Annotated in this window: 11 protein-coding genes; 6 read left to right on the top strand and 5 right to left on the bottom strand. The window is 70.4% G+C overall.

Annotation, left to right across the window (positions count from 1 at the left end):
- Positions 1-41 precede the first annotated feature (41 nt).
- From V1227_RS37060 to V1227_RS37050, 3 genes are read left to right on the top strand one after another with little or no spacing between them, the layout of a single operon-like run.
- Entirely contained in the window at positions 42-476 is a 435-nt protein-coding gene (locus V1227_RS37060) for a GNAT family N-acetyltransferase (protein WP_329789786.1), read from the top strand.
- Positions 477-532: 56 nt separating this feature from the next.
- Positions 533-1,735, top strand: coding sequence for an acetyl-CoA C-acetyltransferase (locus V1227_RS37055; protein WP_236218191.1), 1,203 nt, complete (start codon positions 533-535; stop codon positions 1,733-1,735).
- 3 nt (positions 1,736-1,738) lie between these two features.
- Positions 1,739-3,766 carry a 3-hydroxyacyl-CoA dehydrogenase NAD-binding domain-containing protein gene (locus V1227_RS37050; protein ID WP_329789785.1) on the top strand — a complete coding sequence of 676 codons (2,028 nt, stop codon included), beginning with the start codon at positions 1,739-1,741 and terminating at the stop codon, positions 3,764-3,766.
- On the opposite strand, the gene V1227_RS37045 is transcribed toward V1227_RS37050, so the two are convergent.
- Both V1227_RS37045 and V1227_RS37040 read right to left on the bottom strand, forming a co-directional pair.
- Positions 3,763-4,713, bottom strand: a complete 951-nt coding sequence (locus V1227_RS37045; protein ID WP_329789784.1) for an AraC family transcriptional regulator — start codon at positions 4,711-4,713, stop codon at positions 3,763-3,765. The genes V1227_RS37050 and V1227_RS37045 overlap by 4 nt on opposite strands.
- Positions 4,714-4,925: 212 nt before the next feature.
- A complete protein-coding gene (locus V1227_RS37040) occupies positions 4,926-5,348 on the bottom strand; it encodes a DM13 domain-containing protein (RefSeq protein WP_329789783.1) in 423 nt (140 codons plus the stop codon).
- Positions 5,349-5,533: 185 nt separating this feature from the next.
- Here V1227_RS37040 and V1227_RS37035 point away from each other — a divergent pair, with 185 nt between their 5' ends.
- Positions 5,534-5,884, top strand: coding sequence for a hypothetical protein (locus V1227_RS37035; RefSeq protein ID WP_236218199.1), 351 nt, complete (start codon positions 5,534-5,536; stop codon positions 5,882-5,884).
- Positions 5,885-6,021: 137 nt separating this feature from the next.
- Positions 6,022-6,408, top strand: a complete 387-nt coding sequence (locus V1227_RS37030; protein ID WP_329789782.1) for a hypothetical protein — start codon at positions 6,022-6,024, stop codon at positions 6,406-6,408.
- 64 nt (positions 6,409-6,472) lie between these two features.
- Here V1227_RS37030 and V1227_RS37025 read toward each other — a convergent pair whose 3' ends face one another.
- Both V1227_RS37025 and V1227_RS37020 read right to left on the bottom strand, forming a co-directional pair.
- Entirely contained in the window at positions 6,473-7,498 is a 1,026-nt protein-coding gene (locus tag V1227_RS37025) for a LacI family DNA-binding transcriptional regulator (RefSeq protein ID WP_329789781.1), read from the bottom strand.
- 78 nt (positions 7,499-7,576) lie between these two features.
- On the bottom strand, positions 7,577-8,599 hold the full coding sequence (locus tag V1227_RS37020) for a GNAT family N-acetyltransferase (RefSeq protein ID WP_329789780.1): 1,023 nt from the start codon (positions 8,597-8,599) through the stop codon (positions 7,577-7,579).
- A 72-nt stretch (positions 8,600-8,671) separates the two neighbouring features.
- Here V1227_RS37020 and V1227_RS37015 point away from each other — a divergent pair, with 72 nt between their 5' ends.
- Positions 8,672-9,871 (top strand): esterase-like activity of phytase family protein, encoded by a 1,200-nt coding sequence (locus V1227_RS37015; RefSeq protein WP_329789779.1) that lies wholly within the window; start codon positions 8,672-8,674, stop codon positions 9,869-9,871.
- Between the two features lie 76 nt (positions 9,872-9,947).
- On the opposite strand, the gene V1227_RS37010 is transcribed toward V1227_RS37015, so the two are convergent.
- Positions 9,948-11,369: a GH1 family beta-glucosidase gene (locus V1227_RS37010; protein ID WP_329789778.1), complete on the bottom strand. Its 1,422-nt coding sequence runs from the start codon at positions 11,367-11,369 to the stop codon at positions 9,948-9,950.
- Positions 11,370-11,379 lie beyond the last annotated feature (10 nt).

The raw sequence follows: 11,379 nt of genomic DNA, 5'->3' as shown, positions 1-11,379 counted from the left end.
ACTGAGCGAAATTCCCACCCCGGTCGTCCAGACTGCTCGGTATGCAGATCCATCAGGTCGCGCCGGACGAGTGGCGGCTGTGGCGCGACATCCGCCTGGAGGCGCTGTCCAGCGACCCCGAGGAGTTCGGGTCCGCGCTGGCGGCCGAGCAGCGGTACGGCGAGGACGAGTGGCGCGACCGCGCGGCCGAGGGGCTGAAGGTCGTCGCGCTCGACCCCGACCCCGTCGCCCTGGTCGCGGCCACCGGAAAGCCGGAGGGGCTCTACCTCTACTCGATGTGGGTGCGCGCCTCCCACCGCGGCCGCGGCATCGGGGAAAGCCTGGTCAGGACCGTTCTGGCGTGGGCGGCGGAGCAGGGCTGGAAGGTCGTCGTCCTGCGGGTCTGGGAGGACAACCTGCCCGCTCGCAGGCTCTACCGGCGGCTCGGGTTCCGGCAGGCCGAGGATCCCGAGTACATGGAGTTCCAGGTGAGCTAATCGGTCACCCTCCACGGTCATGGCCAGCTCGGCGGGGCGGGCCTAGCGTGAGGACCATGAGCGAAGCCTTGATCTTCGACGCGGTGCGCACGCCGCGCGGCAAGGGGAAGCGCGGGTCGCTGCACAGCGTCAAGCCCGTGGATCTGGCCGCCGGTGTGCTGCGCGCGCTGTCCGAACGCAACTCCCTCGACACCTCCGCGGTGGACGACGTCGTGTTCGGCGTCGTGTCCCCGCTCGGGGAGCAGGGCGGCGACATCGCCCGCACGGCGGTGCTGGCCGCGGGCTGGGACCAGCGCCCGGCCGGTGTGCAGCTCAACAGGTTCTGCGCGTCCGGGCTCGAGTCGGTGAACCTCGCCGCGGCCAAGGTCGCGTCCGGGTTCGAGGACCTGGTGGTGGCGGGCGGCGTCGAGTCGATGTCGCGCGTGCCGATGGGCTCCGACGGCGGCGCGTGGGCGATCGACCCGCAGACGAACTTCGACCTGTCGTTCGTGCCGCAGGGCGTGTCGGCCGACCTCATCGCGACGCTGGAGGGCTTCTCCCGCACCGACGTCGACGAGTGGGCGGCGCGGTCGCACGCGCGGGCGTTCGAGGCGCAGAAGAACGGCTGGTTCGAGCGGTCCGTCGTGCCGGTCGTCGACCAGAACGGCACGGTGGTGCTCAAGGAGGACGAGACGATCCGTCCCGAGTCGACGGTGGAGTCGCTGGGCAGGCTCAAGCCCAGCTTCCAGTTCCACGGCGACCTCGGCTACGACACCGTCGCGATCGACCGCTACCCCACCGTCGAGCGCATCAGCCACGTGCACACGCCGGGCAACTCCTCGCAGATCGTCGACGGCGCCGCCGCGATGCTGATCGGCTCCGCGGCCGCCGGCCGGGCGTTGGGCCTCACGCCGCGCGCGCGGATCGTGTCCGTCGCGGTCGTGGGCACCGAGCCGACGATCATGCTCACCGGACCGGCGCCGTCCGCGCGCAAGGCCCTGGACAAGGCGGGCCTCTCGGTCGAGGACATCGACCTGTTCGAGGTCAACGAGGCGTTCTCCTCGGTCGTGCTGAAGTTCCTGCGGGACATGGACATCCCCGAGGACAAGGTCAACGTCAACGGCGGCGCCATCGCGCTCGGCCACCCGCTCGGCGCCACCGGCTGCATGATCCTCGGCACGCTGCTCGACGAGCTGGAGCGCCGGGACCTGCGCCGCGGACTCGCCACGCTGTGCGTCGGCGGCGGCATGGGCATCGCCACGATCATCGAGAGGGTCTAGAAGATGCCGTTCCACTACGACAAGGACGCCGACGGCATCGTCACCCTGACGATGGACATGTCCGGCTCCGCCAACGTGATGAACGACGAGTACCGCGAGCTGATGGGCGACTCGGTCGCCAAGCTCGAGGCCGACGACATCACCGGCGTGATCGTCACGTCCGCCAAGAAGACGTTCTTCGCCGGCGGCGACCTGAACGTGCTCATCGCGATCACGCCGGAGAACGTCTCGCAGGCGCTGGACGGCGTGGAGGAGCTCAAGGCGCAGCTGCGGCGCCTGGAGAAGCTCGGCAAGCCGGTCGTGGCCGCGATCAACGGCACCGCGCTCGGCGGCGGGTTCGAGATCGCCCTCGCCGCGCACCGCCGGATCCTGCTGAACGACGACAAGATCCGCGTCGGCCTGCCCGAGGCGACGCTGGGCCTGCTGCCCGGCGGCGGTGGCGTCACGCGCATGGTGCGCCTGCTGGGCGTGCAGAAGGCGTTGCCGTTGCTCATGGAGGGCAAGCAGCTGCGTCCGGAACGCGCGCTGCAGGCCGGGATCGTGCACCAGCTCGTGGACACGCGCGAGGAGCTGCTCTCCGAGGCGCGTGCGTGGATCAAGGCGAACCCGGCGCCGACGCAGCCGTGGGACGTGCAGGGCGCGGGCGTGCCGGACCTCAAGTTCGCCGACCCCAACAGCTACGGCGTCCTCGCGGCCGCTCCCGCCGTGCTGAGCAAGAAGTCGCACGGCGTCTACCCGGCGCCGGAGAAGATCATGGCGGCGGCCGTCGAGGGCGCGTACGTCGACTTCGACACGGCGCTGAAGATCGAGGCGCGCTACTTCCTGGAGCTGGCGTCCGGCCAGGTCTCCAAGAACATGATCACCGCGTTCTGGTTCAACCTCAACGAGGTCAACGGCCGCGCGTCCGCCACGGGCAAGCGCGTGGGCAAGCTCGGCGTGCTGGGCGCGGGCATGATGGGCGCGGGGATCGCCGAGGTGTCCGCGAAGGCGGGCATCGAGGTGGTCCTGAAGGACGTCACGCTGGAGTCGGCCCGCAAGGGCGCACAGGGCCTGGACGGCATCACGCCGACCGACTCCGACGACGACCTCGCGGGCTGCGACCTCGTCATCGAGGCGGTCTTCGAGAACCGCGAGCTGAAGAACGAGGTGCTGCCCGCGGCCGAGGCGAAGGCGTTGCCGGACGCGGTGATCGCGTCCAACACCTCGACGCTGCCGATCACCGGTCTCGCGTCCGCGGTGACGGCGCCGGAGCGGTTCATCGGCCTGCACTTCTTCTCGCCGGTGCCGAAGATGCGGCTCGTGGAGATCATCCGCGGCGAGAAGACGTCCGAGGAGACGCTCCAGCGCGCGCTGGACTACGTGCGGCAGATCGGGAAGACGCCGATCGTGGTCAACGACTCGCGCGGCTTCTACACCTCCCGGACGTTCGGCACGTACGTGATCGAGGCGATCACGATGCTCGCCGAGGGCGTCTCGCCGGCGTTGATCGAGAACGTCGCCAAGAAGTCCGGCATGGCCGTCGGCCCGCTGGCGGTGTCGGACGAGGTGACGCTGTCGCTGCAGCTGAAGATCCACGACCAGACGCTCGCGGACGACCCGTCGCTGGTGTCGGAGAGCGCGGCCTACGACCTCATCCGCGAGATGGTGTCGCTGGGGCGCAGCGGGAAGTCGGCCGGTGCCGGGTTCTACGAGTACCCTGAGGGCGGCAGGAAGTTCCTCTGGCCCGAGCTCACGACCCGGTACGCGAAGGCCGACGCCGGGGTGTCCGAACAGGACGTTCGCGACCGGCTGCTGTTCGTGCAGTCGCTGGAGACCGTGCGGTGCCTGGACGAGGGCGTGCTGACGTCGGTGGCGGACGCGAACATCGGCTCGATCTTCGGGTTCGGCTTCGCCCCGTGGACCGGTGGCACGCTGCAGTTCATCAACTCCTGCGGCGTGCAGGCGTTCGTGGAGCGGGCGGACTACCTCGCCGACACGTACGGCGAGCGGTTCCGGCCTCCGGCTTCGCTGCGGGAGCGCGACAGGTTCTAGGCGCGGTAGGAGCCGGGTGAGGACCCGGTCCACCTCTTGAAGGCCCGGTGGAAGGCGCTCGCCTCGGAGAACCCGAGGCGCAGCGCCAGCTCCTCCACCGACTCCCCGCCCCGCACCAGCGAGGCGACCGCCTGGTCGCGCAGCAGCTGTTCGCGCACCTCGCGGAACGACGTCCCCTCCGCGGCGAGCCTGCGCCGCAGCGTCGGCGCCGACACGCCCAGCTGGGCCGCCACGGCCTCCAGCCCCGTCACCCCGCGCCCGAGCAGCCGCCGCACGTGCCCCGCCGTGTCCGCGCCGTGGTCGCGGCGCGAGAGCAGGTCCGCCGGCGAGTGCCGCAGGAAGCGCCGCAACGCGGCCTCGTCCTGCACCACGGGCATGCGCAGGAACCTCGGGTCGAACGTGATCGCGGTGGCGGGTGCGCCGAACGCCAGCGGGCAGCCGAAGATCAGGTGGTACTCGGCGGCGTGCGCGGGTTCGGGGTAGGCGAACTCGGCGCCCCGCAACGGGATGCGGCGGCCGATCAGCCACGACGAGAAGCGGTGCCACAGCACCAGCAGCGACTCGGTCAGGAAGTGGTCGGGGTCGCCGGGGATGTGCAGCGTGAAGCGGCCGTCGACGAGCGCGAGCTCCAGCGGTTCGTCGAACAGCGCGTAGAAGGCGAGGCCGCGCCGCAGGGCCGATTCGAGGTCCGGGCAGTGCACGGCGAGCAGGCACATCATCGCGAACGTGCCGCGCTTGGACGGGCGCGGTCCGAAGCCCATGAACTCGTCGTCGAGGACTTCCCAGAGGGTCTGGATGAACGTCGTGTACTGGGCGGGCGTCACGCGCGCCCTGTCGTCGTCCAGCAGGCTCGGCGGGATGCCCGCGCCCCGCAGGACGGTGGACGGGTCCGGGCACGCGCGCAGTGCCGCGCGCACGTAGTGGATCGCCACGGTCCTGGAGTGCACGAACAACAGTAAAACGCCCGCGGGGGTGACGCGGCTCCGGGGAGAGCCGGAGCCGCGTCACCGCCGCAGTGGGCCCACGCGGTGAGCCGTGCTCCTCGCCAACGGGGCTTCCGCACGCCCATCGGCAAGGGACGATGTTGTGTCCGTTGACGTTATGTGGTCTAGACCAAGAAAGTCAACAGTGCGAAGAGAACGGATGACCGCCTGGTGTTTCAGGCTTGTTCCAGTGGGGCCACGGCGAAGCCCGCGGAGAACCTCTGGCACCAGATCACCACGCTCCGAATGGTGGACACGTCCACACCGGAAGGGATTTCGTACACCTGGTCGCCGCGGTTTCCCTTCAGCTTGCCGAGGCTCGTGAATCCCTGGCCGAACGTCTTCTCGGACGAGTCCGAGGCGTGCGGGGACAGGTAAACGTACAGGTCAGGGCCATCGCTGGTGTTCAGCGACGCGAACTGGACGGAATGGCGGCCGCCGGGCAGCGCGATGAGGCTCGCTTTGCCGGTGGTCGCGTGTTCGAGCGAGCGCCACTGCCCCGCCGCGATCTCCTCCGGCGTTTCGGCGACCTGCTTCGGCGTTTCCGAGGCCGGCGCCGAAGCGGCGGAAGACGTCATCTGCGAGGTCGCGGTGGGCACCAGGAGCGCGTCGTTCGTTTGGCGAACCGTGAACAGCCGCCAGGGCTGGAACAGGTACAGCCCGATCCCGAGGGCGACGACCAGGAGAACTGAGACGGGAATCAGGAATCGACGATGGCGCATACCGAAAATACTGGCGCAAACCGGACCGGAAAGAGCTTACGGAGTTGTTAGGGTCCGTAACCGTGGCGACACAGGCGAGGATCGGCCAGGCCGTGCTCGGCGTCCTGATGGTCGGCTGCGCGCTGACCGGCCTGTTCCCCAGACCGGTGCCGCTGCTGTTCGCCATCGCGGCGGTCGGCACCGCGAACGCCGCGTTCCCTCTCATGCGCACGTTCGGCTCCGCGGTGCTCGGCGGGGTCGCCGCCTCGTCGATCGCCCTCACGTCGGTCCCGTTCGTCACGTGCTCCTCGCAGCGCTTCACCGAGGTGTTCACCTGCACGGGTGACGCTCCGACGTGGCACATGACCGGAACAGTGCTGGTGGCAGGGCTTTCCGGGGCCAGTTTGGTACTTGCCCGGATCACGGTGGAATGACGGCGATCACTCAACCGGGACCGTCGGGCAGCCGATAAGGCACCCGGACGAGCGTTCTCCTGCGACCGGGTCAGCCGGTAACCTGCCGGGGCGTGACCGTCTGACTTCCAACCGTGAGCATCCCAAGGAGGACCGCTGTGCGCGCACTGTGGACCGCAGGCGGTTCCGCCGTGCTCGGTTCCGCGTTGCTCGGAGTGCTGGTGGGCATGGCGATCCACGGCGTTTCCGCCGACGACCCGTTGAGCAGAACGCCCGACTCCACCTGGGTCGGTTCCACCAGCTCGACACCGCCGAGCACGACGGAGATCTCGACCACCGTCAGCAGCGCCCCGCCGAGCACGAGCAGCACGCCGCCGAGCACGCAGCCGCCGCCGAGGAAGACCACCCCGCCGCCGGCCGTGACGAACCAGGAGCAGCCGCCGCCACCTCAGCCCACCGCGACGACCACGGCGCCGTCGTCCTCCGGCTGGCCGTGCAGCCCGCTCAACCCGTTGCCGCCGCCCACCTGCAAGAACATGGGTTAGCCCTTCAGGGGTGACAGCGCAGGCGGGTCGAGCCGCGTGCCGGCTCTGCCGGGGTCGTCCGCGCTCAGGCCGACTCGCGCCGCACCAGCACCGTCGGCAGCATCTGCTGCTTCTTCTTGACCGTCTCGTCGCGCAGCAGCTTCATCAGGTGCTCGACCATGTGCTTGACCTGCTCGTCCGAGTCCTGCCGCACGGACGTCAGCGGCGGCGTCGTGTGCTCGGCTATCGCGACGTGGTCGTCGAAGCCCACGACCGCGACGTCCTGCGGCACGCGCTTGCCCGCCTCGTGCAACGTCTCCAGCGCGCCGGCGGCCATGAGGTCGGACGCCACGAACACGGCGTCGAGGTTGGGGAACTTCGCCAGCAGGACGGACATGGCCTTGCGGCCGCCCTCCCTGGTGAACCCGCCGTCCTCGGTGAGCTTCGCGGCTGCCTTGTCGTCCAACGACAGCGCGGACTTGAAGCCGTTCAGGCGGTCTATGGCGGACATCTCGTCGAGCGGGCCGGAGACGTGGACGATCTTCTTGCGGCCGAGCGACTTCAGGTGCTTGGTCGCCACCACGGCGCCGCCCTCGTTGTCGTTGTCGACGAGGTGCATGCCCCGCAACGACCCCCACGGCTTACCGGCGTACACGACCGGCAGCGGCAGCTTCTTCACGATCGACACGAGCTCGTCGTTGCGGTGCGGTGCGAACACCAGCGCGCCGTCGACGTGACCGCCTGCCAGGAACCGGTGTGCGCGCGCCTGGTCGTCCAGCGAGTGCACCAGCATGAGCACCATCTGCACGTCGACGTCCGCGAGAGCGCGGGCACCCGCGCGGATCAGGCGTGCGAAGTGCGGGTCATCGAAGATCTTGGGCTCGGGTTCGGAGAACACCACGGCCACGGCGCCGGTGCGACGGGTGACCAGTGCCCGCGCGGCCCGGTTCGGCTGGTAGCCGAGAGCCAGGACGGCGGCGTTGACCGCCTCGAGCGCTTCGGGGCTCACGCGGGGTGACGCGTTCAGCACCCGGGACGCCGTGGCGCGGGAGACCCCTGCCCTCGCGGCAACGTCTTCCAACGTCGGACGCGCGTGGTTGGACACGAGCACCACCACTCCTCGATGAAAACCTTTGAGTCGCCGAGCAGCTTAGCCGCAAGCGATCTCCGAGGAGGGTTTCCGCGCTGTTCATCGTGTTTTTTCGCCCGCGACAGCCACCACCGGTGTCGTGAGCGCACGTCCACGTGGGGCGATGGACACCCGCAGCAGTCCGTCCTCCCGGCGTGTCGTGGCGGCGAGGCCCGCGCGGGCGGCCGTCCTCACGAGAGCGGTCTCCGTGGGCAGGCACCACGCGACGAGTTCCGCGAACCCCGCGGCACGGGCCTCGGACGCGAGCGCGGCGAGCAGGGCCGCGCCGACGCCGCGGTGCTGCCAGGCGTCCTCCACGAGCAACGAGATCTCGGCGCACTCGGGCGTTCCGGTGTGGATGAGCTGACCGAGCGCCACCACCTGGTCGCCGCACTGGACGAGGGTCGTGGTGCCGCGCGGCGGGTCGAGCAGCCGGTGCACCCAGCGGCGGGGCAGCGTGCGCATGCCCGCGTGGTAGCGGTTGAACAACGTCCTCATCGAACAGCGGGCGTGCAGGCCGGTGACGGCCTCCTCGTCCTCGGCCACGCCGGGCCGCAGGACCAGTGCCACGCCGTCGTCGCTGAGCATCCCGCGCAGCGAGGGCGCCGGCGCGTCCAGCAGCTCGAGGAACGCCTGCGCGCGGGTGAGCTCGACCTGGGTGAACCTCGCCCAGCCGCGCCGGGCGACCAACTCTCCCAACTGGACCTGGTCGTCCGTCGCCTCGCCGGAGGTCACCGCGTCGGCGGCCAGGACCTGCCGCAGCGCCTCCGCTGTCCGGTCCGGGTCGGTCAGCGCCATCTTCGCCGCGCGCAGCACCGCCGTCGGTTCGTCGACGAGGTCGCGCATCTCGGCCCTGGTGATCCCGACGCGCCTGCCGCCCTCGCTGCGCACGGCCTCCACCAGGTCGGCGGGCAGCACGCCTTCCCCCGCCCGCACGACGATCTCGTCCAGCACCCCGCCGGGGACGGGGATCACGTGCAGCGCGAGGACGTTGCAGTCGGCCGCGGCCAGCCGGACGGTGACGCGGGCGAGCGCGCCGGGGCTGTCGCTGAGTTCGAAGCGCATGCGCCAGGTCGTCGTCATGACGTCAAGAGTTCACGGAACTTGTTGCCGCGAGGCGAACCGCGGGTAAAACGCTCGTCATAGGGTCGCGGCATGAGGAGAACACTGGCCGCAGGCCTCACCCTGCTCACCGTCACGGCGCTGGCCACCCCCATCTCCGCCGCGCCGGTCGAGGTCAGCAGGAAGGCACCGGGGCGGGCGACGCTCACGAACTTCGCGTCCCTCCCGGCGCTCACCTTCCTGCCCGGCAGCGAACCGAGCGGCTCGGCGCTGGGCACGGCGCCGATCAACGGGGTCACGCCGCCGTTCGCCGACCAGCCGGTCCAGGGCTTCAGCGGTCTCGTCCGCAACGGTGACGGCACCTTCGACGCCATCTCCGACAACGGGTACGGCACCAGGGCCAACAGCGCGGACTTCCTGCTGCGCATCCACCGCATCGCGCCGGACTTCGCGAAGAACACCGTCGACGTGGTAGGCGGCGTCACGCTGACCGACCCGCACGGCCACATCCCGTTCCCGCTCACCCGGCCGGACCGGGTGATCACCGGCGCCGACCTCGACGTCGAGTCGATCACCCGCCGACCCGACGGCACCTACTGGATGGGCGACGAGTTCGGCCCGTACCTGCTGCACTTCGACCGCGCGGGCCGGCTGATGTCCCCGCCGGTCCCCCTGCCGGGTGTGCGCGCCCCGGAGAACCCCGCCGGCAACCCGAACCTGGGTGGCAGCAAGGGGTTCGAGGGCATCACGCTCTCGCCGGACGGGAAGAGGATCAACGCGCTGCTGGAGGGCACCGTCGCCGGTGACGCGCCGGGAACGTTGCGCCTCAACGAGTTCGACGTCGCGAGCGGCGCCTTCACCGGCACGACCTGGAAGTACCGGCTGGAGGACCCGAACTTCGCGATCGGGGACGCCATCGCCGTGGACGCCAACCGGCTGCTGGTCATCGAGCGGGACGGCGCGCAGGGCGCCGACGCGATCGTCAAGCGCGTCCACCTCGCCGACAAGCGCGACCGCGACCGCGACGGCGCGCTCGACAAGACCCTGGTCGCCGACCTGCTGGACCTCGCCAACCCGAAGCACGTCGGCGGGCAGGCGAACCCGTTCAGGTTCCCGTTCGTCACGATCGAGGACGTCACGATCCTCGACGACCGCACGATCGCGGTGCTCAACGACAACAACTTCCCGTCGTCGTCGGGTCGCAACCCGGGCAAACCGGACGACAACGAGTTCATCACCATCCGGCTCGGCGAGAACCTGCACGCCGACCCGAGGGTCCTGCGCAGGCGCTAGACAAGAGAGCGCTCTCACCCGCGGCACGGACGTGTCCGCGGGTGAGAGCGCGAGACCCCTCGGCCCGAGCAAGGGGCTAAACGGTGTAACCGCGGGCGGGAAGCCCGTTCTGCCCGATGATCCTGGACAGCGCGACCGCGCTCTCCTTGATCGTGCGCTGCTGCGTCTCGAAGTCGACGTGCACGATCCCGAACCGCTGCGAGTACCCGGCCGCCCACTCGAAGTTGTCGAGCAGCGACCACGCGAGGTAGCCGCGGACGTCGGCGCCCTCGGAGATCGCCCTGTGCACCGCGCGGACGTGGTCCACCAGGTACTTCGTCCGCTGCACGTCGTTCACGCGGCCCGCGGCGTCGACGACGTCCGGGAACGCGGAGCCGTTCTCCGTGACCACCAGCGGCACCCCGCCCGCGTCGCGGGACAGGCGCACCAGCAGCTCGGTGAAGGCGTCGGCGTTCTGCTCCCACCCGAACCCGGTGAGCTCGCCCTGCGGCGGCTCGATCGTGACACCGCGCAGACCCGCGTGCGGCCCGGCGGGCACGTGGTCGGGGTCGGCCGGCGCGACGCGGGTCGGGTTGTAGTAGTTCACGCCGATCCAGTCGATCGGGGTCGCGATGGTCTCCATGTCCCCGTCGCGCACCACGTTCGTCCAGTCGCCCAGCCACGTCGTGTCCTGCAGGACGTCGAGCGGGTAGCCGCGGCCGAGGACCGGGTCGAGCAGGATGCGGTTCTGCAGCCCGTCGACCTTGCGCACGGCCTCCCGGGAGGCCTCCGAGTCGCCGTCGCCCCAGATGGTGCTGAAGTTCAGCACGATCGACAGGCGGTGCGAGTCGGGTGCCTGCGCGCGCAACGCCTGCGTGGCGAGGCCGTGCGCCAGCAGCAGGTGGTGCGCGGCTTGCAGGGACGCCACGGCGTCGGTGACGCCCGGTGCGTGGATGCCGTTGCCGTAGCCGAGGAACGCCGAGACCCACGGCTCGTTCAGCGTGGTCCACGCCTGCACGCGGTCGCCGAGCCGTTCGTGCACGATGGCGGCGTACTCGGCGAAGCGGTAGGCGGTGTCGCGGTTGCGCCAGCCCCCGAAGTCCTCCAGCACCTGCGGCAGGTCCCAGTGGTACAGCGTGACCAGCGGCTGGATGTCCTTCTCCAGCAACGAGTCCACCAGCCGGTCGTAGAACGCGAGCCCGCGCTCCTCGACCGCGCCGCTGCCGCTCGGCTGGATCCGCGGCCACGCCACGGAGAACCGGTACGAAGCCAGCCCCAGCGACTTCATCAGCTCCACGTCGGAGGCGTAGCGGTTGTAGTGGTCGCAGGCCGGGTCACCCGTGTCACCGGCCAGCACCTTGCCGGGCGTCGCGGCGAACGTGTCCCAGATCGAGGCGCCACGACCGTCCGCGGTGGTCGAACCCTCGATCTGGAACGCCGCGGTGGCCGCCCCCCACAGGAAGTCCGGTGGGAAGGTCAGCACCTCCCGCCCGACCTCGACGTCCGAGTCGGTCGTCATTCAGTCACAT

Origin of the sequence: Lentzea sp. DG1S-22, assembly GCF_036321065.1 — a bacterium.
Classification (GTDB): Bacteria; Actinomycetota; Actinomycetes; order Mycobacteriales; family Pseudonocardiaceae; genus Lentzea; species Lentzea jiangxiensis.
Note: the sequence above shows the minus strand (reverse complement) of the source record. Positions and strands in the feature narration are given on the sequence as shown.